At 63.7% G+C, this 23,752-nt stretch carries 27 protein-coding genes; 3 read left to right on the top strand and 24 right to left on the bottom strand.

Annotated features, from left to right (window positions below; genetic code table 11):
* Positions 1–33 precede the first annotated feature (33 nt).
* Together AABF56_RS28790 and AABF56_RS28795 are read left to right on the top strand one after the other, a co-directional pair.
* Positions 34–642: a gluconokinase gene (locus AABF56_RS28790; protein ID WP_272808644.1), complete on the top strand. Its 609-nt coding sequence runs from the start codon at positions 34–36 to the stop codon at positions 640–642.
* Between the two features lie 4 nt (positions 643–646).
* Positions 647–979, top strand: a complete 333-nt coding sequence (locus tag AABF56_RS28795; RefSeq protein WP_272808643.1) for a YciI family protein — start codon at positions 647–649, stop codon at positions 977–979.
* Between the two features lie 143 nt (positions 980–1,122).
* Here AABF56_RS28795 and AABF56_RS28800 read toward each other — a convergent pair whose 3' ends face one another.
* The 19 genes from AABF56_RS28800 to AABF56_RS28890 all read right to left on the bottom strand — a co-directional run bounded on the left by AABF56_RS28800 (position 1,123) and on the right by AABF56_RS28890 (position 18,752).
* Positions 1,123–1,791, bottom strand: a complete 669-nt coding sequence (locus tag AABF56_RS28800) for a nucleoside triphosphate hydrolase (RefSeq protein WP_272808642.1) — start codon at positions 1,789–1,791, stop codon at positions 1,123–1,125.
* Between the two features lie 117 nt (positions 1,792–1,908).
* A complete protein-coding gene (locus AABF56_RS28805) occupies positions 1,909–2,778 on the bottom strand; it encodes a D-psicose 3-epimerase (RefSeq protein ID WP_272808641.1) in 870 nt (289 codons plus the stop codon).
* A 119-nt stretch (positions 2,779–2,897) separates the two neighbouring features.
* Positions 2,898–3,668, bottom strand: coding sequence for an SDR family NAD(P)-dependent oxidoreductase (locus AABF56_RS28810; RefSeq protein ID WP_272808640.1), 771 nt, complete (start codon positions 3,666–3,668; stop codon positions 2,898–2,900).
* A 28-nt stretch (positions 3,669–3,696) separates the two neighbouring features.
* Positions 3,697–4,815 carry an ABC transporter ATP-binding protein gene (locus AABF56_RS28815; RefSeq protein WP_272808639.1) on the bottom strand — a complete coding sequence of 373 codons (1,119 nt, stop codon included), beginning with the start codon at positions 4,813–4,815 and terminating at the stop codon, positions 3,697–3,699.
* A 58-nt stretch (positions 4,816–4,873) separates the two neighbouring features.
* Complete coding sequence (locus tag AABF56_RS28820) at positions 4,874–5,638, bottom strand: SDR family NAD(P)-dependent oxidoreductase (protein WP_272808638.1); 765 nt, start codon at positions 5,636–5,638, stop codon at positions 4,874–4,876.
* Between the two features lie 27 nt (positions 5,639–5,665).
* Complete coding sequence (locus AABF56_RS28825; RefSeq protein WP_244768675.1) at positions 5,666–6,490, bottom strand: carbohydrate ABC transporter permease; 825 nt, start codon at positions 6,488–6,490, stop codon at positions 5,666–5,668.
* Positions 6,483–7,415, bottom strand: coding sequence for a carbohydrate ABC transporter permease (locus AABF56_RS28830; protein WP_272808637.1), 933 nt, complete (start codon positions 7,413–7,415; stop codon positions 6,483–6,485). The genes AABF56_RS28825 and AABF56_RS28830 overlap by 8 nt, the downstream gene beginning before the upstream one ends.
* A gap of 61 nt (positions 7,416–7,476) precedes the next feature.
* Positions 7,477–8,811: an extracellular solute-binding protein gene (locus tag AABF56_RS28835; RefSeq protein ID WP_244768673.1), complete on the bottom strand. Its 1,335-nt coding sequence runs from the start codon at positions 8,809–8,811 to the stop codon at positions 7,477–7,479.
* A gap of 142 nt (positions 8,812–8,953) precedes the next feature.
* Positions 8,954–9,979, bottom strand: coding sequence for a LacI family DNA-binding transcriptional regulator (locus tag AABF56_RS28840; protein ID WP_244768672.1), 1,026 nt, complete (start codon positions 9,977–9,979; stop codon positions 8,954–8,956).
* A gap of 229 nt (positions 9,980–10,208) precedes the next feature.
* Complete coding sequence (locus AABF56_RS28845) at positions 10,209–10,970, bottom strand: ABC transporter ATP-binding protein (RefSeq protein WP_272808636.1); 762 nt, start codon at positions 10,968–10,970, stop codon at positions 10,209–10,211.
* The gene (locus tag AABF56_RS28850; protein WP_272808635.1) at positions 10,967–12,007 is read right to left on the bottom strand and encodes a FecCD family ABC transporter permease; all 1,041 of its coding nucleotides are present in this window, start codon (positions 12,005–12,007) and stop codon (positions 10,967–10,969) included. Before AABF56_RS28850 ends, AABF56_RS28845 begins: the two co-directional genes overlap by 4 nt.
* A complete protein-coding gene (locus AABF56_RS28855; RefSeq protein WP_443021248.1) occupies positions 12,004–13,026 on the bottom strand; it encodes an ABC transporter substrate-binding protein in 1,023 nt (340 codons plus the stop codon). The genes AABF56_RS28850 and AABF56_RS28855 overlap by 4 nt, the downstream gene beginning before the upstream one ends.
* 253 nt (positions 13,027–13,279) lie before the next feature.
* Positions 13,280–13,930 (bottom strand): GntR family transcriptional regulator, encoded by a 651-nt coding sequence (locus AABF56_RS28860; protein WP_244768670.1) that lies wholly within the window; start codon positions 13,928–13,930, stop codon positions 13,280–13,282.
* A gap of 295 nt (positions 13,931–14,225) precedes the next feature.
* The gene (locus AABF56_RS28865; protein WP_272808634.1) at positions 14,226–15,125 is read right to left on the bottom strand and encodes a DMT family transporter; all 900 of its coding nucleotides are present in this window, start codon (positions 15,123–15,125) and stop codon (positions 14,226–14,228) included.
* An 11-nt stretch (positions 15,126–15,136) separates the two neighbouring features.
* Positions 15,137–15,574, bottom strand: a complete 438-nt coding sequence (locus tag AABF56_RS28870; RefSeq protein ID WP_272808633.1) for a VOC family protein — start codon at positions 15,572–15,574, stop codon at positions 15,137–15,139.
* An 80-nt stretch (positions 15,575–15,654) separates the two neighbouring features.
* Positions 15,655–16,443, bottom strand: a complete 789-nt coding sequence (locus AABF56_RS28875; RefSeq protein ID WP_272808632.1) for an amino acid ABC transporter ATP-binding protein — start codon at positions 16,441–16,443, stop codon at positions 15,655–15,657.
* On the bottom strand, positions 16,440–17,288 hold the full coding sequence (locus AABF56_RS28880) for an amino acid ABC transporter permease (RefSeq protein WP_244768666.1): 849 nt from the start codon (positions 17,286–17,288) through the stop codon (positions 16,440–16,442). Before AABF56_RS28880 ends, AABF56_RS28875 begins: the two co-directional genes overlap by 4 nt.
* Before the next feature lie 15 nt (positions 17,289–17,303).
* Positions 17,304–18,170, bottom strand: coding sequence for an ABC transporter substrate-binding protein (locus tag AABF56_RS28885; RefSeq protein WP_272808631.1), 867 nt, complete (start codon positions 18,168–18,170; stop codon positions 17,304–17,306).
* A gap of 81 nt (positions 18,171–18,251) precedes the next feature.
* On the bottom strand, positions 18,252–18,752 hold the full coding sequence (locus AABF56_RS28890; RefSeq protein ID WP_272808630.1) for a gamma-glutamylcyclotransferase family protein: 501 nt from the start codon (positions 18,750–18,752) through the stop codon (positions 18,252–18,254).
* A gap of 157 nt (positions 18,753–18,909) precedes the next feature.
* Here AABF56_RS28890 and AABF56_RS28895 point away from each other — a divergent pair, with 157 nt between their 5' ends.
* Entirely contained in the window at positions 18,910–19,176 is a 267-nt protein-coding gene (locus AABF56_RS28895; RefSeq protein WP_272808629.1) for a hypothetical protein, read from the top strand.
* Between the two features lie 7 nt (positions 19,177–19,183).
* On the opposite strand, the gene AABF56_RS28900 is transcribed toward AABF56_RS28895, so the two are convergent.
* The 5 genes from AABF56_RS28900 to AABF56_RS28920 are packed head-to-tail and all read right to left on the bottom strand — an operon-like array spanning position 19,184 to position 23,691.
* Entirely contained in the window at positions 19,184–20,020 is an 837-nt protein-coding gene (locus AABF56_RS28900) for an ABC transporter permease (protein ID WP_272808628.1), read from the bottom strand.
* Positions 20,010–21,050, bottom strand: coding sequence for an ABC transporter permease (locus AABF56_RS28905; protein ID WP_272808627.1), 1,041 nt, complete (start codon positions 21,048–21,050; stop codon positions 20,010–20,012). The genes AABF56_RS28900 and AABF56_RS28905 overlap by 11 nt, the downstream gene beginning before the upstream one ends.
* Complete coding sequence (locus AABF56_RS28910) at positions 21,043–22,164, bottom strand: ABC transporter substrate-binding protein (RefSeq protein WP_272808626.1); 1,122 nt, start codon at positions 22,162–22,164, stop codon at positions 21,043–21,045. The genes AABF56_RS28905 and AABF56_RS28910 overlap by 8 nt, the downstream gene beginning before the upstream one ends.
* A gap of 36 nt (positions 22,165–22,200) precedes the next feature.
* Positions 22,201–22,590, bottom strand: a complete 390-nt coding sequence (locus tag AABF56_RS28915; protein WP_244768659.1) for a cupin domain-containing protein — start codon at positions 22,588–22,590, stop codon at positions 22,201–22,203.
* Between the two features lie 51 nt (positions 22,591–22,641).
* Entirely contained in the window at positions 22,642–23,691 is a 1,050-nt protein-coding gene (locus tag AABF56_RS28920) for an ABC transporter ATP-binding protein (protein WP_272808625.1), read from the bottom strand.
* Positions 23,692–23,752: the final 61 nt, after the last annotated feature.

A 23,752-nucleotide genomic window follows, 5' to 3' on the forward strand; every position in this document is an offset into this window, starting at 1 on the left:
ATGCGGCACAGGCCCCTGCACGAAATCTATCACATGGACCTTGCCAGCAAAGCGGTTGCGCGAAGGCTGCGGCTCCTTCTCCAGACCGAACGACCGAGAATACCGAGCCGGCTACGACAATCCGCCAGCCATGCCTTCGTCTTGCCAGGCATTCCCGGCTGCCTGGTTCAACGAAGACCACCAGGAAGGTGGATCGCCTGGGACGAGAGCGCCTTGCATCCACCGGGCAACATCGACAAGATGAGCCGGGGCGTCCCCTTGACGGACGCCGACCGGATGCCTTGGCTGCGCGACATCGGCCGCAGGCTGAATGCGGCCGGCGACCGGATGATCATCGGCTGCTCGGCGCTCAAGCGAGCCTATCGGGAAACCATCGTCGCCGAAGCCCGCCATCCCGTGACCTTCATCTATCTGGCGGGCACCCGGCAGGTCATCGCCGCGCGGATGAGCGCAAGGAGCGGTCATTTCATGCCGACAAGCCTGCTGGACAGCCAGTTCGCGGCGCTGGAGGAACCGGAGGACGACGAGAATGCCATCCGCGTCGATATCGACCAGCCGCTCGACGCCCTCGTGCGGACAACCGTCGAACTGCTCGCCACGCCATCCGGTGCAACGCGGCTCGAAACCGCTGACAGGAGATAAAGCGATGCCCAAGTTTATCACGATTGGATACGGCGATCCGACCGACTACGATCGCACGCCCCAGGCAGTCAGAGACGCCGCTCATGCCCAGGACGCAAAGCTTCGGTCCGAAGGCGCGTTGATGGGGATCGCGGGCGCCCCGGTACAGGTCCGCAATCCAGAGGGCAGCGGAATAGACACGCGTGACGGACCGTTCATGTCGTCCGCCTTGCCGGTCGCCGGATTCGCCGTCATCGAGGCTGCCAATCTGGCCGAAGCCATCGAGAAGGTGTCAGCCGTCCCTTGCGCGGTGGCGCATGGTGTCGTTGAAGTCTGGCCACTGGAAGAGGCACCCTGATCTGAGGCCGCACCGTAGCGGGCGAGGTGGAAGCTGTGCGCCAGATCATCAAGGCGCACAACCAGCGCCTCTACCGGCTCGCGGCACTCGGAATAACAGGTGCTCGCTGACCGCGGGGACAGTGGTGAAAAGATGGCGGCTGGTCAGAGCGCCGGCTCGCCTTTCTCTGCGTTCTCCAGGCGAAGGTCCGGTTCGGCGCTCGTAGACACGATGGACAGACCGTTAGGGAGGTCGTTCTCTTCGACCTTCCTGTTGACCTCCGCTTCGTCCAGGCCGTAGCCGCACCACCGTTGCTGGAGGCGCCGCCGCAGTTCCCCCTCATCGACATCGACAAAGATGGTGAAGTCGAAAATCGGCTTGAGACGATCCCAGGGCGCCTGTCGAGCAAGCAGATAGTTCCCTTCGCAGACGATGATGTCGGTGGATTGCGGGATGAGCCTGCCGCCGGCGCGGGCAATCTCGATCGAGCGGTCGAAAACCGGGATGGCGACGACATCATCCTCGTTCGCCTTCAGGCGTTGCAACATGTGCCGCAGGCCATGAGCATCGAAGGTATCGATCGCGCCTTTGAACGCACGGCGCCCCATGGCCTCCAGCACCGCGTCATCATAGTGATATCCATCCATGGGGAAGAGCGCGGCCTTGACGGAGCGCTGTTCATTGATGAGGTCGACGGCGCGTTCCGCCAAGGTCGATTTTCCGGAACCGGGCGCCCCCGCAACGGCGATTAGAACCCGCCGGTTTCCGGCATCGATAAACCGCTGCAAGGCAATGTCTGCGATCCGGCGTGCGTTGTCTTCTATGCTGCTCATGGAAGTTTTCCTCAGGTATTGCGGACGGGCCGCGGCGACCGCAACGCCGCGGCTGAATTGACGGTCGGCGCGAGCGGATCGAGCTATGCCTCTGCCCGCAAGCAGTTCCGCCGGCAGTCAACCTCCAAGCACGAAGCGAGAGAATGCGAGTGCGTTTTTCGCGTCCTCGTCCATTTTCGCTTCGTCTGCGCCCTCGCTGAGATCGCGCCAAACCCTGATGTCGGATCCGATGGTTCCGCCGGTCTTTACGAACGGCTCCATGACGACAGCACCGGTGTATTTGATATCGCGGAGGGCGAGACCGACCTCGTGCCAGGGAATCCTGCCTTTACCGGGTACACGGCGATTGCTTTCCCCCGTGTGGAAATGACCGAGCAGCGGGCCGGCGGTACGGATCGCCTCGCCAAAGCTATCTTCCTCGATGTTCATGTGGAACGTATCGAGCATGACTTTGACATTCGGCTTCCCGACATCCTTCACGAAGGCGACCCCTTCAGCGGCGGTGTTGACAACGTGGTTCTCGAAGCGGTTGAGCACCTCGATGCAGAGGTTGATGCCCAGATCGTTGGCAAAGTCCGCAATGTCATGGATTCCCTCGACACCACGCGCACGGTCACCCTCCTTGTCGACCGGCTTGGAATAGTCGACAGGCCAGTAGGAGTGCAGCGCGCCACCGATCGTCTTGATATCGAGCTTGGCGACGTTTGTGAGCGTTTGCTCGAAGAATGCCCTGCCCGCCTGGCGCACCGCACTGTCAGGTGACGACAGGTTCCTCGTCTTGGAAGGGCCGATCCCGGCCGTGAGGATGATATTGTTATCCTTTGCGGTCTGCCTGATGATGGCGAGATCCGCATCGCTGTACTCGTTGATATGGTGCGCAGCGACCTCGATAATATCGAAACCAAGCTTCGCAACCTTCTCGACATAAGGGCCGAACTTGGCGCTCCATTCTTTTTCCCAGTAAGAGTAGTAAATTCCGTGCTTCATTGGAGCCTCTCTACGATCTTGGTTGTGTGTGTTCGTACCGGCCACTCGGCAGGCAACCGGGGGACGCGATCAGCGAATGAAATTTCGGTATCGGTTTCGAGCGTGGGCGCGCGCTGCGATCACCAGCAGGTGAACCCGCCGTCGACCGGGACGATTGCCCCCGTCATCAGGCTTGCGGCGTCGGAAGCGAGGAAATGCACGACGCTCGCCACCTCGCGCGCCTGGCCGAAACGGCCCATCGGCGTATCGGCGCGCCAGGCGGCTGCAAGGCCGCTTGCTTCGGCGTGGGCGATGAGCGGGGTTTCGATATAGGTCGGAGCGACCGCGTTGACGCGCACCCCGCGCCCCGCCCATTCGGCGGCGAGCGAACGGGTCAGGTGATGCACGGCCGCCTTGGAGGCGTTGTAGTGCGACTGCCCCTGCGGGCGGTTGACGATCAGGCCGGACATCGACCCGATGTTGACGATCGCGCCACGGCTCCTGACGAGCATGTGGCGGCCGAAGGCACGGTTGCACCAGAAAACGCCGTTCAGGTTGACATCGTTGACGGCGAGCCAGTCGGCATCTTCAACATCCTCTGCGGCGACCGGCGGCCGTCCGATTCCGGCGTTGGCGACGAGGATGTCGGCGACGCCGTGCTTTGCGGCGATCTCATCAGCGGCGCGTTGCACGGCGGCGGAGTCGGTGACATCGGCGGTATACGTTCCGGCATCGAAGCCCTTCGCCAGCAGGGCAGCCCGGCCCTCTTCAAGGGATGCCGCATCGCGATCAAGCAGGATGACGCGCGCGCCCGCCTCGGCCAAGGCCTCTGCAATAGCAAGGCCGATCCCTCGGCTGCCGCCGGTCACGACGGCAAGCTTTCCATCAAGTCTCAGTTTTTCCATATACATGGTCATTCCTCTTGGAACGTGAAGTTGATCAGGCGGTGCCCGTCTGCACCAGCGCTGCCGTCGAGCCGGAAGCCATAGTCGTTGGCCGCGTCAGCGCCCTGTCCTGCGCATCGAAGACATGTGAGCGATCCGGATCGGGTGTCAGGAAAATGGTGTCGCCGCGACGGTAGCCGCGTTCACCGACCGCGCGCACGGTCAGCGTACCGAGTGATTTCACGTCGAGCGTGAAATACGCATCGCTGCCGAGCTGCTCCTCCACGAGGATCGTACCGCTCCATACGCCGACATGACGGTCGTAGCGCAGGTGCTCGGGACGGATGCCGAATGTGAGCCTGCCGTCAGGAAGCGGCTCCTTGAGATTGGTGATATCGAGGCCGCCGGCCGACGTCTCGATGCGATTGGGACCGGCCGCGGTTGCATCGATGAAGTTCATCTTCGGCGAGCCGATGAAACCGGCGACGAAGCGGTTGGCGGGCGCATCATAGAGCGCGATCGGAGTGTCGAACTGCTCGACGCGGCCTGCGTTGAGGACGACGATACGGTCGGCCATGGTCATGGCCTCCACCTGGTCATGCGTCACGTAGATCATCGTCGTCTTCAGTTCGTCATGAAGGCGGATCAGCTCGAGACGCATCTGGACGCGCAGCGCGGCGTCAAGGTTCGACAAAGGCTCGTCGAACAGGAATGCGCAGGGCGCGCGCACGATCGCCCGGCCGATGGCGACGCGCTGGCGCTGGCCGCCGGACAACTGGCGCGGAAACCGGTCGAGATAGGGTTCGAGCTCCAGCGCACGCGCTGCCGTCAAAACCCGTTCGCGGATCTCCTTCTTCGGCCGGCCGGATACACGCAGGCCAAATCCGATATTGTCGGCCACCGTCAGGTGCGGGAACAGCGCATAGGACTGGAACACCATGGCAAGCTGCCGTTCGGACGGTGCCAGCTTCGTCACGTCGCGGCCGTCAATGAGAACCTGACCGTCCGACACGTCCTCCAGGCCGGTGATCAGCCGCAGCAGGGAGGATTTGCCGCAACCGGACGGGCCGACGAACACGACGAACTCGCCATCCTTCACCGTAAGGCTGATGTTGCGGATGACATCGAGTTCGCCGAAGCGCTTGACGATATTCTGGAGCGCTATTTCGCCCATGATAGTTCCTCCTCTTGTGTGCGGCGACAAGGCGGCCGCGCATTGTCCGGGCGGCGGCTCAATGGAAGATGATTCCGCCGTCGACGTTCAGCGACTGGCCGGTGATGAAGGCAGCGTCGTCGGACCCGAAAAATGCGACCGATCCGACGACATCCTGCGGATAGCCCACGCGGCCCATCGCGGTTTTCTCAAGAACCCTTCTCAAGGTTTCCGGATCTTCGAGATGGGACCGGCCCATATCGGTATCGATGACACCGGGGCATACGGCGTTGACCGTGATCCCCTCCTTGGCGACCTCGACAGCGAGAGCCTGCGTGAAGTTGATGACCGCGGCCTTGGACGCGCAGTAATGGGACTCGCCCGGTCCGCCGCGCTTTCCGCCAATGGATGCGATGTTGACGATGCGGCCAGATCCCTTTGCCCGGAAATGCGGAAGGAAGGCCTTGGTCACGAGGAACGTGCCCTTGGTGTTGACGGCGAACATCCGGTCCCATTCGTCGGGCTCGATTTCGCCCGTCTGGTGGACAGAACGTACACCGGCATTGTTGACCAAGAGATCGAGACGACCGCTTGCTGCCAGAAGGTCCCGCGCCATCGTCTCGACCGAGACCGGATCGCTGACGTCACAATGGATGACTTCGCAGAGTCCGCCGGCATTCCGCACTTCGGCAGCAAGGTCCGAAAGGTCGGCCTCGCGCGCCTTCAGGTCGTTCGCGAAGACCCTGTATCCTTCGGCAGCCAACCGCTCGGCGATCGCCCGTCCGATACCACGGGACGCTCCGGTGACGAGCGCTGTCTTGTTTTCTCCACGTCGAGGTATCATTGCAATCTCCCTTGAATGCGTTTGCGTTCAGTCCTTCACGGCGCCCATCGTGACGCCGGAGACGATGTGTTTCTGCATGAAGAAGGTGAAGAGCACCGGCGGCAGGCACTGGATGATCGAGGCTGCCGCGATGTATTCCCAATAGACGCGGCCCGTGCCGACGAAGGACGAGATGACGACAGGGAAGGTCTTGGCCTCGCGGGTCGTCAGGAACAGCGCGAGCATGAATTCGTTCCAGGCGAAGATGAAGACGAAGGTTGCAACCGCCGCCAGGCCGCTTTTGCTGAGCGGAAGGACGACATCCTTCAGCACCTGCCACCAGGTGCAGCCTTCCAGGCGCGCGGCCTCGATGAGCTCCTTCGGCACGCGGCGAACGAAGGACATGGTCATCCAGACCGCAAACGGCAGGTTGAAGCCGGCATAGGCGATGATGAGGCCCGGCAGCGAGTCGAGCAGGCCGACGCCGCGGAAGATCACGAAGAGCGGCACGGCTGCGGCGATCGGCGGCATCATGCGGGTGGAAAGGATCCAGTCGGCCAGCGCCTCCCTGCCCTTGAACCGATGGTTGACCAGCGCGAAGGCGGTCGGCACGGCGAGAACCAGCGCCAAGATGGTCGCGCCTATGGTTGCCACCAGCGAGTTGACGATGAAGGGCCAGAATTGCGTCAGCACGTCCCGGAAATTCTGGAGATAAGTAAAGTCGGGGATCCACACCGGCGGAATCGCGATGATGTCGGCCGTCGGCTTGAAAGCACCGAGCGTCAGCCAGAGGATCGGAGCGACCGAGATAAAGACGAAGCCGAGGACCAGCACCAGTGGGCCGACGTCGCGAAGCCGAAAGGTACTATTCATCTTCGATTCTCCTGAGGAGCTTCACGGCAAAGGTGGTGATGACGATGGAGATGACGAGGATGATGACCGCGGCGGCAGAGCCGACGCCCGCCTGGAAGAACTGGAAGTTCTGCTGATAGGCGTAGAGGGTCAGCACCATGGTGGAATCGCCGGGACCGCCTCGGGTGGTGACATAGACGACATCGAAGAAGCGCAGCGTATCGATGATGCGCAGGATGACGCCGAGCAGCACGATGCCCTTGATCGACGGAATTTCCAGGAAGCGCATCACATGGTGCCACTTCGCCCCGTCGACACGCGCCGCCTCGTAAAGATCGGCGCGGATCGACAGGAGACCGGCCATGATCAGCAGCATCATGAACGGCGTCCACTGCCAGATATTGATCAGCAGGATCGAGATCATCGCCGCGGTCGATCCCCCGAACCACGGGACCGGCCCGAGGCCGACGCCGCCCAGCAGGTAGTTGGCGATGCCGAGCACCGGGTTGAACACGTAGGAGAAGATCATGCCGACGATCAGCGGCGTCACCATCATGGGGATCATGAACAGCGACCGCAGGCCGTTCACCCATTTGAGATGGCTGAGACTGACGAAGGCCTTCGCGATCACGAAGGCAATGACGATCTCGCAGGTGATCGACGTGACCGCGAGCATGCCGGTGTTCAGCATGGCGCGCAGGAACAGCGGGTCTGTCAGAAGATTGATGTAGTTGTCGAGACCGATGAAGACCGCCCGCTGCATCGCCGTCAGCTTCACTGCATGCAGGCTCAGATAGACCGAATAGATGAAGGGCCAGATGGTCAAAAGCGCGAGGAAGATGCAGGTCGGCGCGATGAACGCCGTCATCTGGAATCGATCATCGTGCAGGAAGGAGCGCCTGGTCGCCTCCTTGGGCGCGCGCGTCATCGAAACGGCATAGGCCATCGAGAGATCCTCCGTGAAACGGGAAGTCGAGGGAGCCAAATGCCTCCCCCGACAGAGAGCGTTAGAGCAGACCGTTCTGCTTCAGCAGTTTCGTCACGTCTTCCTGGGCGCCGTCCATGGCTTCCTTGGCGCTCTTTTCGCCGATGATGGCCTTGTTGACCTGCGCGCCGACGGTATCGATGAGCTGGAAGGCCAGCGGATGACGCGGGCGTACCTCGACCCAGGCATCCTTCTGGGCTTCGAAGAGCACTTCGGTCCACGGGAACTTCGCCTGGACGTCCTTGTCCTGCATGGCGGAAAGCCGGCTCGGCGGGCCGCCCGCGAGAACGAAGTCACGGTGGACCGGCTTGCTGGCGAACCATTTCAGATAATCCCAGGCCGCATCCTTCTGAGCGCCGTGCGTGTTGACGCAGGCGATCCAGCCGCCGACCGGCGAGACGGTCCTGCCGCCGTCCTTGTGCGGCATCAGCGCCGCCTTGAACTTGCCCGCGATCTGGCTCTGCTTGGGATCGTTTGCGATCTGGGCACGCACCGACCAGTCGTTGATCATCGCGAGCTTGCCGGCTGCGAACGCATTGGCACGCTCGTCCCAGGCGAAGGATTCGACGCCCGGCGGGCCATAGGCGACCATATCGCGGAAGAACTGCACGAGGTCGACCGATTCCTGCGAGTTCAGCGTCGGCGTCTGGTCCTTGTACGGTTCGGCGGAGCCGATATCATTCGACGCCCACGGCTTGCCGCCGGCGCTGTAAATCCACTCGAACCATTGCTGGCCTGCCGCCGCCCCGCGCTTGTTGTTCATGGCGTAGCCATAGACGCCGGGAAACTCCGGATTGTTGGTGAAGGTAGCGGCCGCCTTCTTCAGCTCCTCGAAGGTTTCCGGCACCTTGATGCCCGCCTTCTCGAAAAGGTCCGTGCGGTAGTACATCAGCTCGTAATAGATGCCGACCGGCAGGCACATGCGCTGGCCTTCCCAGCTCGCCTGCCCGGCGGCCGACGGCGTGAAATCATCCCATGCGAAGGTATCGGGATTCTCGGAGATCTTGTCCTCTGCGCTGTCGAGGCAACCCGCCTCGGCGAATTCGCCGATCCAGATGCCATCGATCAGCAGGACGTCATAGCTGCCGTCGTTCTGGGAGCACGCGAGAAGCTCCTTTTCGTGCAGCGCGTCGTAGCCGTAGCCGTCGATCTCGACATTGGCGCCGGTAAGATTCGTGAAACCGTCCTTGACGGCCTTCATCGAGTCGATGAACGGATCCGTGATGGTCATGACGCGCAGCGTCTTGCCGCTATGGTCGCCGAGCTGGCTCTTCCAATCGATCTCCTGTGCCATGGCGGTCGATGCCGCGAGCAGCGCCATGACGGAAATCGAGCTAATCATTTTTGCGGTTTGCATGCCATTCTCCTCCATTTTAGGCGCGTCTTCACATCCCCTGCCGACGGCGCCTGAACGCCGGCAAAGGTTTTCCCGTGCGGTGAAGAGGCCTCACCACATCGATTTGTCGCTGTTCGCAGCCGCTTATCTGTTCGCGTCTATCTCACGCGATACGGAGCGTATCTCCGAGCGAGGAAGGCGCCGCTGTCGAAGCCCTCACCACCAGTTCACATGTCAGCTTTTCGCGCGAGGCAGGCTCTGAACGGCCATCGAGATGACCGCGCAGGCGGGTCCAGATTGCCTGTCCCATCTGCTTCACCGGCTGGCGGATGGCCGTCATCGGCGGCGATACCGCATGCATCCAGGAATAGTCGTCGAAGCCGACCACCGAGATGTCGCGCGGAACCGAGAGACCGGTCTGGTGCGCACAAGCGAGAATGCCGAGCGTCGCGAAGTTGGTGAGCGCGATGAAGGCGCTGGCCTGCTGCTCCCCTTCCATGAAGACGCCGAGACGCTCCGTCGCCGTGTCGAAATCGAGACCGACCTCGATCAGGGTAGGCGGGGCAAGGCCTTCCTTCGCCAGAACCGCCTCGATGCCGGCGCATCGTTCCCGGATGTTCTGAAGCTTCAATGTCGAAGCAGCCACGACGAAACGGCGATGTCCAAGGGCGACGAGATGTTCCGCGGCCTTGGTGCCGGCATCGATGTTGTCCATCGTCACCGCATCCCCCTGGAACAATGAAGGGACGCGGTCGGCGACCACGAACGGAACCTGAGTATCGGCAAGGATATTGCGGCTGGCAAACTCGTCGCTGCAGGGGATGATCACGATCCCAGCCGGTCGCCAGGCCAATAAAGCAGAAAGGCGCCTTGCTTCCTCGTCGGCATCCCCATGCGAACTGGCAACGATAATGTCGAAGCCCTCGTCACGGACCTGCGCCTCGATCGATGCGATAAGGCTCGTGAAGAAGGGGTTGTTGAGGTCGGGAACGAGAGCAGCCACCACGCGGGCCTTTCCAGCCCGCAGCTGGGAAGCGGCCCGATCGGTTTCATATCCGAGCTCGGCGGCAGCGCTGCGAACGCGCTCGATCAGCTCAGCCTTGACCGCGCGATTTCCGCTAAAAACGTTGGAGACGGTTCCAGGAGAGACACCGGCTCTCTTGGCGACGTCCTTGATTGAAACGGGCATCTCGCCTGCCTCCTCCAGCAGTGCAATTCACGTAAAACGATTTACGTAAATCGTTTTACAGGATTCCGACGCGGAAACAAGCGGAAAATCGCCTCGACCAAACAAGAAATCGCGCGCTCACCTGTGCGATTTTGTTTTTCTCAATATTTGCAATGTTTTATACTTATCATGGGGCCATTTGGGCGCGCCGCCTACCGCTGAACTCGGTCGGCGTCGAGCGGGTAGACGCCTACCGCAGATACTGAATATGCGGGCGCGCATGATAGGCCGAGCTTTCGACCCGGGCCTCCACCGAGAACACCTCCTTCAGGAGATGTTCGGTCAAGACCTCGTGCGGCGCCCCGCAAGCGACGATCCTGCCCTTCTGCAGGACGATCAGGCGATCGCAGAACATCGCTGCGTGGTTCAAATCGTGCAGGGCGATGATGCTGGTGATCGGCAGGCCGGAGACCAGCCGCATCAAGCCGATCTGGTGCTGTATGTCGAGGTGGTTCGTCGGCTCGTCGAGGATCAGTTCCGATGGCGACTGGGCCAGCGCCCGGGCAATATGGGCGCGCTGCTTTTCCCCGCCCGACAGGCTTTGCCAGCGGTCGTTGCGCTTTTCGAGAATGCCGGCGCGGTCGAGCGCATCTTCCACGGCCTCCTCATCGGCCGGCGTCCAGCCGGAGAACATCGACCGGTGCGGAAACCGGCCCAGCTTGACGACATCGACGACCCGGAGATTGGCGTTTGTCGTGGCATGCTGTTCGACAAATGCCATGCGCCGGGCGACGGACCGGCGGCCGATGGTCCCGATATCCTGCGCATCCAGTGTCACCTTTCCGGAGTGCGGCCGCTTCAGCCCGGCAATCAGGCGCAGAAGCGAGGTCTTGCCGGAGCCGTTCGGGCCGAGCAGGCCCAGCATCTTGCCCTTAGGCGCCTCGAAGGAAATGCCGTCGATGATCGTCTTCTTGCCGATCTTCCAAACGATGTCGTGGACCTCAATGCTCATGATGCACGCTGGAACCGGTACAGAATGACGGAAAAGAAGGGGACGCCCACAAGCGCCGTCACGACGCCGATCGGCAGAACCTGCTGCGGGACCAGGGTGCGGGAGGCGACATCGGCGAGCACCATGAAGATCGCCCCGGCCACGGCGCAGGCCGGAAGCAGGCGGATATGCACCGGCCCGACGAGGAACCGTGCCGCATGCGGAACGACAAGTCCGACAAAGCCGATCGAGCCGACCATGCTGACGATCGTCGCCGTCATCATGGCGGTCAAGGCGAAAAGCACGATCCTTGCCTGGCCGACATTGACCCCGAGCGCAGAGGCCGCCTCGTCCCCGAAGGCGAAGGCATCCAGCACGCGGGCGTAAAACAGACAGGCGATCAGCCCGAGGCTGATGATGACGGACACCAGCGCGAATTCCGGCCAGCGAACGCCGCCGAAGCTTCCGAGAAGCCAGAACATCACGTCGCGCGCCTGCTGTGCGTTGCCCGACGTCGTGACGATATAGGCTGTCGCGGCATTGAACATCTGCGATGCGGCGACCCCCGCAAGGATGGTTCGATCCGCCCCGCCCCGCGTACCGTTCGAAAGCAGCGCCACGAAGAAGAAGGCCGCAAAAGCACCGGCAAAGGCACCGGCCGACAGGGACACGGCCCCCGCGCCGATGCCGAGGATGACGACAGCAACCGCCCCCGTGGATGCGCCGGCCGAGATGCCGAGCACATAGGGCTCGGCAAGCGGATTGCGCAGCAGCGACTGCATGATCGCGCCCGAGAGGGCAAGCCCCGCCCCACAGAAGGCCGCGACCAGCGCCCGGCTGAGGCGATAGTCCCAGATCACCGTCTCGTGGATGCGATTGAGTTCCACCGCCGTCCACCCCAGCCGGTTGGTTACGGCAGAGAAGGTCGTGGAAAGCGGAATCGGCAGATCGCCGATTCCGACGCTCACCCCGACGACCAGCGCGATAGCCGCCAGCGAGGCCAGCAGCAGCACGCCGAAGACGACATGCTGCCGCCGAGGATGGTGCGAAGCGATCACTTCAACAGACCGAGCGCCTTGAGCTGCCCGGCCACCTGCTCGGCACCGTAAACCGTGCGTATGGTCGGGTTCATGGCCTGGCCGTCCATCACGACGATCGCCTTGTTCTGGACCGCCGGCATCTGGCTGACGGCCGGATCGCTGTTCAGGAACGCGATCTTGGCCTCGGGCTTGTCGAGTTCCCAGCGATTGCGGTCGAGACTGGCGACGACGATGACGTCCGGGTTGGCGGCAATGATGCTTTCCCAGCCGAGCGTCGGCCATTCGGCCTCCGCCGTGATGGCGTTCCTGCCGCCGAGCAGGTCGGCGATGTAACCCGATGCACTGTTCTTGCCGCCAAGATAGGCATCGGCGGAAGGCGACTGGCTGGAGAACCAGAAGACGTAGGAGAGCGGCTTGCCGTCCTTCGACACGCCGGAGCGGAGGGCAGCCTCGCGCTTCTTGAAGTCGGCGATCAGCGCCTGGCCACGATCGGCAACATCGAAGATCTGCGAAAGCTCGTCGATCTCCTTGTAGAGCAGCTCCATGTTCCACAGCTGGTCGCGGCTGCCATACTCGTTCTTGACCTTTTCGGTGCTGAGGCAGGTGCTGGGCGAAACGTAGGACGGCATGCCGACCTTCTCGAAATCCTCACGCTTGGCGACCTTGCTGCTCGGGCCGATCAGGGTCGGCAACGCGGCAGCGACGAAATCCGGGTTCTCGGCCAGGATCGCCTCGAATGTCGGGAACTCGACCGTCAACAACTTGACCTTGGCGTTGGCCTCGGCGAGCTGCGGCAGCACCTTGCTCGGCCAGAACGCCGTGCCGACCATCTTGTCTTCAAGGCCGAGCAGCAGCAGGATTTCCGCGCTGTTCTGGCCAAGACCGATCGCCCGCTCGGGCGCCTTGGCGAAGGTCACCGTCGCACCGCAGTTTTCGATGGTCAGCGGATAGGCGGTGGATGCGAATACCGGCTGCACCGCAAAGGCGAGCGTGGAAGAAAGGCCGAACACGGCCAGAAATCTGTTGAGTGCTTTCACCGTCGATGTCCTGATGGGGAGTGGATCAAAATGAGCGTATATGCCCTGCCCCTCATTAAAACAAGACTTTTATACTCATGTTTCTGTGTGGCGAAATAAGGAACTTGCAGCCATCTTCAGGCGCGGCAACATTACCGCGTCGCACTTTCTGAAGGCCGGCGCGCTGATCCGTCCCTTCACCCATTCGGCGCGGACCGCCAACTCGCTGTTCATCATCCGAGCGATCGTCACTGCAGCCGGCCAATCCTCCTTGTCAAAGATCGATCGCCGGTTCGACGATCGCCATCGTCGCCTCGACGTGATGCCGCGCGGCACGTTCAGCTTCGTCTTCGTTTCGATCGACGAGCGCTTCGAGAATGCGTCGATGCTGGAGATTTGTCTCCCGAACCTCGGATTCGGAAAACAGGATCGGCACCCGCAGCATCCAGTAGTGAAACTGTGTCCGCTCATGGAATTGAGCAAGAAAGGGGTTCTTCGATGCGGAGACAATCTGCTTGTGAAACCGCGTATTGAGGCTGTTCAATTCGCTGCGCGTCAATGTTTCACCAGGCTCCATCGCCTCGATCAGCTGGGCAAGCGTATCCAGCTCGTTTTGCTCGGCGTGACGCGCAGCCAGCCTTGCCGTGGCCGATTCGATTGCGGCGCGGCTTTCGAAAATGGCGCGCACCTGGCTGCGATCGATCGTTTCGACGACCCAACCCCGTTCACGGCTGAGAAAGCCTTCCCCCTGAAGCAGCAGCAGTGCTTCGCGCACGGGCGTCCGCCCGACGCTCAGCCGCTCACAGAGATCGTCTTCGACGAGCCTTTGCCCGGGCTTCAATTCCGCGCCGAGAATCATGCTGCGCAGGCGATTGCGTACATCCGATGCGATGAATTCGCCGGCGGAGGCCTTTCTTGATGCCATGAATACTGTTCCTTTCCCGGTGGCTCTCTGCCCGCTCCGGTGGAGATGGATATATCTCTTCGTGTATGGAGCAATGGCCTCCGGCATTCAAGGGCTGCGGCAACACAAGAAGGGCTCAGGCCGTTCCCTGCCTATGCACCCAGCTCCTGCGAGCGTCGCCGCGCCGCCTCGACGCCGTGCGCCCTCATGCGCAAAGCCTCGTGCATGTCGATGGCCGAGAAACGGTGGCGAACCCCATATCGCCCGCCCCGATCAAAGCATGTCCGTCATGGCGAAACTCGCTTTCCGCTCGATTTCACGCCGGTTGCTTCCCTCCCTTGCGGGCCACCAGCCCGCTTGCGATGATCAGCGCCGCGCCGGCGACCGTCATCACGTCCGGTATCGTGCCGAACACGAGGTAGCCGAAGCCTGTGGCCCAGAGCAGATGCGTATAGGAAATCGGCGCGAGGCGGGAAACCTGCGCCTCGGGCCGGCGATAGGCGAAGGCGATGGCGACATGCGCTGCCAGCCATAACACGGCCGTCGCCCAAGACAGCGCCAGATCGGCGATGCTCAACCCCCGGAAGACGAGAGGCAGCGCCGCGGTCAAGAGCACGAAGCCCGTCAGGGAGGAATAGGCGAGCGTCGTCGCCAGGCTGTCGGCCACCACCGCCCGCCGCGTCATCACGAGCGCCGTCGCCCAGCACGCGGCCGACGCGATCGAAAAGAGGGCGGCGGGATTGTAGCCGGCAAATCCCGGACGCAGGATGACCAATACCCCAAGCAGGCCACCGAAGACGCCCACCCACCGCCACGCGGGCACGCGTTCCTTGAGGACCAGCACGCACAGCAGCGTGACGAGGCAAGGGGAGATGAAGACGAGTGCGGTCGCCTCCGCCACCGGCTGGAGGCTGAGGGCGGCCACCAGCAGGATCGTTGCTCCGGCCATGCCGACGCCACGGATGATCTGCGCCGCCGAAGCCGCGCTGGGAGCCGGCCTGCCGAAGCGCAGACAGACGGCCGCCAGCAGGGTCGAAGCCGCGAGGTAACGAAACCAGGCGATCTGCAGGGGGTGGAACGTCACCGACAGATGTTTGGCGACGATGTCCGACGCGGCGAACAGCACCATGGCGGCAAGGCACAGCAGGACGCTTTCACGCCCCCGCACGGCCGCGCCGAGATCCGGCCCGGCCTCCCCGCCGGAAAAGATGCGCATCACCCCGAGGCTCAGGACTTGCGGACTTCGAGCACGATGCCGGCCTTGTCCCGCGTGTCGAAGTAGCAGAAGCCCGAACCGTCCATGCGCCTGCCGCGGGCCACGACCCCGAGGCCGAGCGCGCGGCCATGGGCTTCGGCCGCATCGCGATCGGCCACCTCGAAGCCGAGGTGATAGACACCCTCGCCCCGTTCGTCGAGAAATCGCTTCTGGGGCGAATCCAGTTCGCCCGGATCGCAGAGCTGGATCTGCACGTTGTCGAGATCGCAGCACTTGTAGCGCATGGCGTCCGAGGCTGCCTTGTTGGGCACGTCGAATTCGAGATAGGCGCCCTTCTTGGGGTAGTCGAACCAGGGGCCGACCCCGAGGCTCTCATAATAGGCGACGGTCTTTTCGAGATCGCGGACCACGATGCAGACGTGATGCAGGTTGTTGAAGAGCGGGGGCATGTTTCCTCCTTCGGAATGCGCAAGGCTTCGATGGCCCGCCTGAGAGCGAACCGCCGGGCTCACAAAGAGAATCTGGTGAGCTAGTGGGCCGGCAGCAGCCGGGCGAGAAACTGCCGGGCGCGGTCGCTCTTCGGCGCGGTGAAGAAGTCCTTCGAGCGCGCATCCTCGGCAACGCGGCCGCCCTCCATGAAGATCACCCGGTCGGCGACGTCGCGGGCGATGCCCATGTCGTGGGTGGCGATCAGCATGGTCTGGCCTTCCTCGGCGAGCTTGCGGATCGTCTCGACCACCTCCTGCGCCAGTTCCGGATCGAGCGCCGAGGTCGGCTCGTCGAGCAGGAGGACGCGCGGCTGCATGGCGAGCGCCCGCGCGATGGCGACGCGCTGCTGCTGGCCACCGGAGAGTTCCGACGGATAGGCGTCTGCCTTGGCCTTGAGACCCACCTTGTCGAGCAGGTCCATCGCCAGCGCCGTGGCTTGCGCCTTCGGCCTTTGCAAGACGTGGACCGGGCCGCTCATCACGTTCTGCAAAGCCGTCATGTGCTTGAACAGGTTGAAGTGCTGGAACACCATGCCGATCTTCTGCCGCTGGCGGCTGATCTCCGCGTCCGACAGTTCGTAGAGCGCCTGAGCGCCCAGCCGGTAGCCGATCAGGTCGCCGTGCACGTAGATGCGGCCGGCCGAGATGGTCTCGAGGTGATTGACGCAGCGCAGCAGCGTGGACTTGCCGGCGCCGGACGGGCCGAGCAGCGCCACGACCTCGCCCTGCGGCACGTCGAAGCTGACATCGGTGAAGGCCGAGACGGCGGCCCATTTCTTGGAAACGCCGACCACGGAGACGGCGGGGGTCTGTTCGGGTGCGGTGCTCATCTTTGCGGGAAAACCTTTTCGAGGACGGTCTGGATCGCTGTCGCGAAGGCGGTCATGACGAGATACCAGAAGGCGGCGACGGCCAGCAGTTCGACGACCTGGAAGTTCGAGGAATAGATGTCGGTCGCAACACGCAGGAGTTCGAGATAGCCGATGGCCGAGGCCAGCGAGGAGGATTTCAAAAGCATGATGTACTGGTTGCCCGCCGCCGGGATGATGATGCGGCCGGCCTGCGGGATGACGACCTGCGCCAATACCTGGCGCTGGGTCATGCCGAGCGCCGTCGCCGCCGCCCGCTGGCCCTTGTCGACCGCGAGGATGCCGGCGCGGATGATCTCGCTCATATAGGCTCCTTCCGCGAGGCTAAGGCCGGCAAGCGCGGCAAGGAACGGCGTGACGAGCGAGGTGGTGGGCGTGGAGACCAGCGGCTCGGCCATGAAGGGCAGGCTGATGGTGATCGACGGGAACATGATCGGCACCGCGTTGAACCAGAAGATGAGCTGGATCAGCATCGGCGTGCCGCGGAAGAGATAGACATAGGTTGCGGAGATGGCGACCAGGATGGGATTGCCGCTGACCCGCATCAGGGCGGCGATGAAGCCGATGATCGTGGCGATGAACAGCGCCAGCGTGCCGAGCATGAGGGCGTTGACCGCCCCCATGACGATGAGCGGATCGAAGATGTAATCGGCGAAGACGCCGAGATTGACGATTCGCGCGCGAATGGCCGCGTGGACGATCGTCACCACCACGACGAGGGCGACGGCGCCGAGGAGCCAGGCTCCCCAGCGGCGTCGATGCACGATCGGAAGTTCCGGGGCGGAAAGACGGTCCGTCATGGCCATGGCCTTTCCTCCCCGTCAGCGCTTGCTGGCCGGCAGGTTGACGGTGATCTCGGGCAGCACGGCGCCGCCGACGCCCCACTTGTCCATGATCGTCTTGTAGGCGCCGTCGTCCAGCATTTCCTGCAGCGTCACCTTCACCGCATCGCGCAGCGCGGTATTGTCCTTGGAAAAGCCCCAGGAGGTGATGTAGGGCGTCAGCATGTAGTTGCCGCCGACGATGGAGTATTTGCCGGGGAACTGCGTGCCCATGTAGACGAGCGCCGGGAAGTCGCCGAGATAGGCGTCGACGCGCTTGAGGTCGAGCTGCATGCGGGCATCCGGCGCGGAGGGAAGCTGCTCGGCGCGGATTTCCGCCTCGCCCTTGCCCGTGCAGGCGGCGGACGCCTCCTCCACCTTGGCCATGATGACGCGGCTGCCGAGCAGCGTGGCGACCGACTTGCCGCAGAAATCCGCGATGGTCTTGTACTTGTCCGCATCCTCGGTGCGCACCATGGCCGAGCCGCCGGAGAGCATGTAGTTGACGAAATCGAGCTTCTGCTCACGCTCCTCCGTGTCGCTGATGCCGCCGGAGGCGACGTCGAAGCGTTTCGCCTCGATGCCGGGAATGAGCGCGGCATATTCGGCCTGGACATATTCCAGCTTCAGTTCCAGCCGCTTGGCGATCTCGGCGAGGAGATCGGCGCTGGCGCCGGTTACCACGCTTAAGCCCGGCTCGCGGAATTCGATGGGCGGGAAGGTCTGCTGCGAGCCCACCGTGATCTTGCCCGCCTGACGGACGGGCTCGGGCACGAGCTTGGCGCCCTCCCCGGCCTGGACGGCGCCGGCGAAGACGGCTGTCGCCGCGGCGGCCAGCATGAAGGTTCGGATGATCCCATGTTTCATTGCATTACCCCTGTCGTTATTGATCTTGCATGCAGTCGGCATGGAGACGGCGGCGCCGGCGGGCCGGCGCCGCCGGTCGGGTCAGCGCGTGTCGGCGCCCTTGCCCGGGATGGCCGACGGGTTCGGGCGGTCGGCGCGCGGGCACTCGGCGGCAGCATCGAAGACCGCCTGCACCTTGGCGATGTATTCCGGCGGGAAATTCCACTGCTTCAGGCCGGTCGGGATATGCTCCCAGTAGAAGTTCGGCGGACGCATGGCGATGCCGGGGCGGATCAGCCGGTAGGTCCAGCAATCGTACTGCTTGCCGTCCTCGCCGTGAACCGTCACGCAGCAGCGCTCGAAATCGTCGTAGTCCTCGGAAAAATGCGTGTCGTCATGCTCGAAGACAACGCCTTCGGCGCGCTCGCCCCAGGCATCCGCCGTGCCGAGGAAATGGCACCAGCCGCGATCCGTGCGGTCGCCCGCCGCATGGAAGCGTAGCGCGTGGTTGGCGGCATAGGCCTTGGTCACCGGCTTTGCCTCCGGCATGAAGCGGGCGATCTCGATGTCATGCAGCCATGTGCAATAGGCGAAGTAATACATGAAAACCTCTTCCAGGGGGCGGCGGCAACCGCATCCCTCGTTGTTGCGTTGCAATGGAGATTGCCGTTCGTCACAACTCCATATATGATTTCGTATATGAAGAAATATGTACGGTCAAGCGTTCCCCGGCTGCGACCTTTCGGAAAGGAGAAAGACAATGATCAGGATGATGGACAGCCATGCCTATCCAGGATGCCCGGCCGTGGCGGACGAGCCTCCGCAGGAAGGGCCGGTGCATGTGGAATTCAGCGATGGCGCGGTGGCGGGCGGGCGCGTCGAACGCCTCGACGACGACCGGATCACCTTGACGATCGACGCCTACAAAACCGGCAAGGGAACGGCGATCGCGGAAAAATCCTGGCTGCTGGAGAACCGGGGCGAGGATCGCTGGCGCGTCAGCCGCCGGCTCGACCGGGAAGAATGAGGGGACGTCAGGCCGGCTGCCGTCCCGAGAGTTTTGCCGAAAGCGCCACGAGGCCGAGCGAGACGAGGAAAATCAGCGTGCCGACCACGGCGATCTGCGGCGGCAGTTCGCGGCGCATCAGGCCGTAGAGCCAGGTCGGGAACATGGTCGTTCCGCCCGCGGTGAAGTTGGTCAGCACGAAATCGTCGAGCGAGATGGCGAAGGTGAGCAGCGCGCCGGAGAGGATGCCCGGCAGGATGATCGGCAGCCAGATCGTGCGGAACGCGGTGAAGCCGGAGGCGCCGAGGTCGCGCGCGGCCTGTTCCAGCGTCACGCCGGCACCGATGACGCGGGCGCGCACGTTGATGATGACGAAGCTGAGGCCGAGCGTCGTGTGGGCGGCGATGACGCTGGGAAAGCCGAGCGGATAGAACAGGCCGCCGGTCAGGGTCTTGAGGAGCGGGATCGTCGCCGTCGCCACGAAGAGGATCAGCATGCCCGCGCCGAGCACCACTTCCGGCGTCGCCAGCGGAATGAAGGTGAGGCCCGAGACCGCGCCGCGGCCGATGAACTTGCGCCGCCCCAGCGCAAAGCCGACCGGCGTGCCGAGCAGGGCCGCCAGCAGCGCCGAGGCCGCCGCCACGACGAGGCTGTTGCGGATCGCCACGCCAAGCTGCGGCACGGCGAAGGGCTCGCGCCAGGCGTCCAGCGAGAAGGTGCCGAGTTCGTAGTTGAAGCGGCCGCCGGGATCGTTGAAGGAAAAGACGATCATGGTGAGGACGGGCGCGAACATGAAGACGAGCGCCAGCCCGATCATGGCGCGCACCGCCAAGCCTTCCCGTTTCGTGGGGGTGCTAGACGACATCGAGAAGCTCCGTGCCGCGGATGAGACGCAGGAGAAGGGTGAGCAGCAGCATGGCGGCGACCAGCAGCGTCGCCGACAGGGCCGCCGCCCCGGCATAGTCCAGCTCCACCAGGAACTTCGCCTGGATGACGTTGCCGAGCATCTGCGTGCGGATATCGCCGAGCAGCGCGGCATTGACGTAATCGCCGAGCGCCGGGATGAAGGAGAGCACGGCGGCGGCGATGAAGCCGTTGCGCGAAAGCGGGAAGACGATCAGCGCGAACCGCTCCGTCATCGTGCCGCCGACCGCCGCGCCAAGAAGCGCCGCCGCCAGCACGAAGAGCATCGGCCCCGGCGCGGCAAGGCCGCCCGCGCCGAAGAACACCGCGGCGAGCAGCAGACCGACGGCTAGGCCGCCGGCCATGCCGAGCGTCGCCCCGCCTGCGCCACAACGGCCGGAGTAAAGATCGTCCGCCGCGGCGCAAAGCGTGCGGTCGATGCGATTGAAGGCGGTGTAGAGCGGCAGGAGCACGAAGGGCACGAGCTGGTAGGTGAGGCCCGCCACCACCGCGAAGGGCGTTCCGAGCACTCGCACCTCTAGCCCCGTCGCCGCATGGAGTGGGGCGAAGAGCGGACCATTGGCGCCGAGCAGCGTCTGCCAGGCGACGATGCGGATGAGATAGCTGGTCAGGAACGGCGCGAAGAAGGCGAAAAGCAGCACCGCCTTCCAGCGGCCGCCATAGAAGGAGATGCCGTAGGCGACCGGCATGGCGATGGCGAAGGCGAGGATGGTCGCCGACAGGCCGATCAGCACCGAGTTGAGCAGGTTGTTCCAGTAGAAGGGGATCGAATCCGCGTAGTTGGCAAGCGACCAGCCGGTCGCCGTCAGCGCGAAGGGATCGGCGCTGAACGACATGCGCAGGATATAGACGAGCGGCAGGACGAGGAGCGCGACGAGCCAGGCCAGCGTCGGCAGCATTTCCGGCCAGCCGGCCCGCGCCCCGGAGGAGCGCGCGCCGGCCGCCTTTGTGAGCGAGACCATCTCAGCCACTGATCATCTGCGTCCAGGTCCGGGCGATCTGGGCGCGCTCGCGCTGGTCCCAGGGCGCCGGATAGGGGTAGAGCCGGTCGAGCACGTCGGCGGGCGGGAAGATCAGCGGATTGGCGGCAAGCGCCGGGTCGATCTTCTCCAGCGCCTCCTTGACGCCGACCGTATAGGGATATTGCAGCGTGTAGCGGCAGAAGCTCGCGGCATTTTCCGGCCGGAACCACCAGTCGATGAAGGCGAGCGCGGCCTCAGGGTTCGCAGCGCCCTTGGGAATGCCGAGCCGGTCGACATAGGCGGGCGCGCCCTCCTTCGGCACGGCGAAGCCGACCTTCTGCGGATCGAGCTGCGAGATGTTGACGGGCGGGGCCATGGCGGCGATGAGGTCGCCGTTCGACAGTTTCTGGCCGGCATTCTCGCCCTGCGCCGGCAGCAGCTGACCGCTTTCGATATGCGGCTTCAGGAAGGCCAGCACTTCCATCGCCTCGTCGAGGGTCATTTCGGCGGGAACGTTGTCGATCTTGCCTTCCGCCTTGAGATAGAGTCCCCAGGCGGCGACGTTGACGATGGGCGTCGCATAGAGCCCGACCTTGCCCTTCACCGCCGGGTCGAGCAGCTGCCCCCAGGACTCCAGCCCGTCCTTGAAATGCGCGCGGTTGAAGGCGAGGCCCACGGGCGCGAAATCGAAGGGGATGGCGATATCGGCATGCTTCACCGATTTCAGCGAGGGCAGCAGGTTCTTCTGCACATTCGGCAGCGCGGCGGGATCGAGCGGTTCGAGCCAGCCGTTCTCCGCGTAGAAGGAGGTATACTGACTGGAGATGCAGATCACGTCGTAGCCGATCGGCAGGCCGGCGGAAAATTGCGGGCGGACGCTGGCGAAGAACTGGTCGGCGTCGGAGATGACCTCGCGGTAATCCACCGTGATGCCCGTCTCCTCCTTGAAGCGGGCGATGTCGGCCGGGTCGCATTCGCCGGAATTGGCAGCCCAGACGATGGTGCTCTCCGCGGCATGGGCCGCGGAGAACGGGATGGCGAAGCGGCCGCCCATGACGCCCGCTCCGGCAAGGATGAGCTTGAGGGCCTGCCGGCGATTGGCCGTGAAGCGATAACTATGCATGGACGTTCCCCTTTTTGCTTGATGGTTGATGATCGATCAGTCGCGCACGTGGATGAAGATCTTGCGGATCGGGCCGGGCTGCTCCCAGCTGCCCTCGTCCTTTTCGTTGTAGATCAGGAGGTCGCCGGAATTGGCGACGTGGCTGACGCCATGCTGGTCGGTCACGGTGACATCGCCCTCGATGACGAAATCGAAGCACTGGCCGGTGCCGAGCAGGTCGCCGAAATCGGCGTCGCGCCGCCACAGGCCGACCGTCACGCGGCCATCGGCCGATTTCCAGACGGAAGCGTGCTGGCCGATCGGATTGCCCGGCGTGCGGTCGCCCGGCATGTCGCCGTAGTCGTGCCATTCATTGGCCGGATCGCCGAACTTGATGACCTGGACGCCGCTCTTTGCGGCGGATTCGGTGCTGTTGTCCTTGGGCATGGTTTCCTCTTTCACGATGCTTGGGGCCGCGGGAGCGGCTCGGGTTGCCTGCTAGGATGCAGGGATGACGTGGGCCTTCGTCTCGTCGAAGGCGATGCGGCAGGGCGCGCCCGGCGCCAGCACCGGCCGCGCCTGCTGCCGGAGCGTGACCGTGCCGCCATCGGCGAGCGTGGCCGAGATCTCGTGGTGGTCGCCGACATAGGTGCATTTGGCGAATGTCGCGGCGAGACCGCCGGCCTCCGCCAACCACATGTGCTCCGGCCGCACCATCAGGAGGCAGCGCGGCCCTTCTAGCGTCAGGGCATCGGCAAGGCGCACTGTCGCCCCGGCATCGAGGACGATGGAGCCGCCCTCCGCGACCCTGCCCGGCAGCAGGTTGGCGCTGCCGATGAATTCCGCGACGAAACGGGTTTGCGGCCGCTCGTAGATTTCGTCCGGCGTGCCGATCTGCTCGATCCGCCCGGCATTCATCACCGCGATGCGATCCGACATGCTGAGCGCTTCCGACTGGTCGTGCGTGACGAAGACCGTGGTGGTGCCGACATCGCGCTGGATCGCCTTCAGCTCCTCGCGCAGCTGCTTGCGCATCAGGAAATCGAGCGCCGACAAAGGCTCGTCGAGCAGCAGCACGGCGGGGCGGTTGACCAGCGCGCGGGCGAGCGCCACGCGCTGCTGCTGGCCGCCGGAAAGCTGGGCGGGCCGGCGGGCGGCGAAATCCTGCATGCCGACGCGCCTCAATTCGGCCGAAACGCGCACACGCCGCTCTGCCGCCGGCACCTTGCGGCGCTTCAGGCCGTATTCGACATTCTCCGCCACGCTCATATGCGGGAAGAGCGCGTAGTTCTGGAACACGTAATTGGTCGGCCGGCGGGCCGGCGGCAGGTGGGTGATGTCCTCGCCGCCGACGAGGATGCGCCCGCCGGAGGGCGGCGCGAAGCCGCCGATCGCCTGGAGCGTCGTCGACTTGCCGCAGCCGCTCGGCCCCAGAAGCGTGAAGAATTCCCCCGGCGCGATCGCAAGGTCCATGGAGCGCACGGCCTCCACCGCGCCGTAGCGGCATACCAGGGAACGCAGTTCCACGCCCGTCTGCGATGGGGACATCGGCTCACCCTCACGTCTAAAGTTTTTTTCATCTCAAAACTGAAATTTCAGTAAGCCTATC

Source organism: Shinella sp. WSC3-e (genome assembly GCF_945994535.1).
Classification (GTDB): domain Bacteria; phylum Pseudomonadota; class Alphaproteobacteria; order Rhizobiales; family Rhizobiaceae; genus Shinella; species Shinella yambaruensis.

What these genes read in the sequence shown, in the direction of transcription:
- AABF56_RS28790 (WP_272808644.1), top strand. Translation starts at nt 34, where the DNA reads ATGGACCTTGCCAGCAAAGCGGTTGCGCGAAGGCTGCGGCTCCTTCTC.
- AABF56_RS28795 (WP_272808643.1), top strand. Translation starts at nt 647, where the DNA reads ATGCCCAAGTTTATCACGATTGGATACGGCGATCCGACCGACTACGAT.
- AABF56_RS28800 (WP_272808642.1), bottom strand. Translation starts at nt 1,791, where the DNA reads ATGAGCAGCATAGAAGACAACGCACGCCGGATCGCAGACATTGCCTTG.
- AABF56_RS28805 (WP_272808641.1), bottom strand. Translation starts at nt 2,778, where the DNA reads ATGAAGCACGGAATTTACTACTCTTACTGGGAAAAAGAATGGAGCGCC.
- AABF56_RS28810 (WP_272808640.1), bottom strand. Translation starts at nt 3,668, where the DNA reads ATGTATATGGAAAAACTGAGACTTGATGGAAAGCTTGCCGTCGTGACC.
- AABF56_RS28815 (WP_272808639.1), bottom strand. Translation starts at nt 4,815, where the DNA reads ATGGGCGAAATAGCGCTCCAGAATATCGTCAAGCGCTTCGGCGAACTC.
- AABF56_RS28820 (WP_272808638.1), bottom strand. Translation starts at nt 5,638, where the DNA reads ATGATACCTCGACGTGGAGAAAACAAGACAGCGCTCGTCACCGGAGCG.
- AABF56_RS28825 (WP_244768675.1), bottom strand. Translation starts at nt 6,490, where the DNA reads ATGAATAGTACCTTTCGGCTTCGCGACGTCGGCCCACTGGTGCTGGTC.
- AABF56_RS28830 (WP_272808637.1), bottom strand. Translation starts at nt 7,415, where the DNA reads ATGGCCTATGCCGTTTCGATGACGCGCGCGCCCAAGGAGGCGACCAGG.
- AABF56_RS28835 (WP_244768673.1), bottom strand. Translation starts at nt 8,811, where the DNA reads ATGCAAACCGCAAAAATGATTAGCTCGATTTCCGTCATGGCGCTGCTC.
- AABF56_RS28840 (WP_244768672.1), bottom strand. Translation starts at nt 9,979, where the DNA reads ATGCCCGTTTCAATCAAGGACGTCGCCAAGAGAGCCGGTGTCTCTCCT.
- AABF56_RS28845 (WP_272808636.1), bottom strand. Translation starts at nt 10,970, where the DNA reads ATGAGCATTGAGGTCCACGACATCGTTTGGAAGATCGGCAAGAAGACG.
- AABF56_RS28860 (WP_244768670.1), bottom strand. Translation starts at nt 13,930, where the DNA reads ATGGCATCAAGAAAGGCCTCCGCCGGCGAATTCATCGCATCGGATGTA.
- AABF56_RS28865 (WP_272808634.1), bottom strand. Translation starts at nt 15,125, where the DNA reads ATGCGCATCTTTTCCGGCGGGGAGGCCGGGCCGGATCTCGGCGCGGCC.
- AABF56_RS28870 (WP_272808633.1), bottom strand. Translation starts at nt 15,574, where the DNA reads ATGCCCCCGCTCTTCAACAACCTGCATCACGTCTGCATCGTGGTCCGC.
- AABF56_RS28875 (WP_272808632.1), bottom strand. Translation starts at nt 16,443, where the DNA reads ATGAGCACCGCACCCGAACAGACCCCCGCCGTCTCCGTGGTCGGCGTT.
- AABF56_RS28880 (WP_244768666.1), bottom strand. Translation starts at nt 17,288, where the DNA reads ATGGCCATGACGGACCGTCTTTCCGCCCCGGAACTTCCGATCGTGCAT.
- AABF56_RS28885 (WP_272808631.1), bottom strand. Translation starts at nt 18,170, where the DNA reads ATGAAACATGGGATCATCCGAACCTTCATGCTGGCCGCCGCGGCGACA.
- AABF56_RS28890 (WP_272808630.1), bottom strand. Translation starts at nt 18,752, where the DNA reads ATGTATTACTTCGCCTATTGCACATGGCTGCATGACATCGAGATCGCC.
- AABF56_RS28895 (WP_272808629.1), top strand. Translation starts at nt 18,910, where the DNA reads ATGATCAGGATGATGGACAGCCATGCCTATCCAGGATGCCCGGCCGTG.
- AABF56_RS28900 (WP_272808628.1), bottom strand. Translation starts at nt 20,020, where the DNA reads ATGTCGTCTAGCACCCCCACGAAACGGGAAGGCTTGGCGGTGCGCGCC.
- AABF56_RS28910 (WP_272808626.1), bottom strand. Translation starts at nt 22,164, where the DNA reads ATGCATAGTTATCGCTTCACGGCCAATCGCCGGCAGGCCCTCAAGCTC.
- AABF56_RS28915 (WP_244768659.1), bottom strand. Translation starts at nt 22,590, where the DNA reads ATGCCCAAGGACAACAGCACCGAATCCGCCGCAAAGAGCGGCGTCCAG.
- AABF56_RS28920 (WP_272808625.1), bottom strand. Translation starts at nt 23,691, where the DNA reads ATGTCCCCATCGCAGACGGGCGTGGAACTGCGTTCCCTGGTATGCCGC.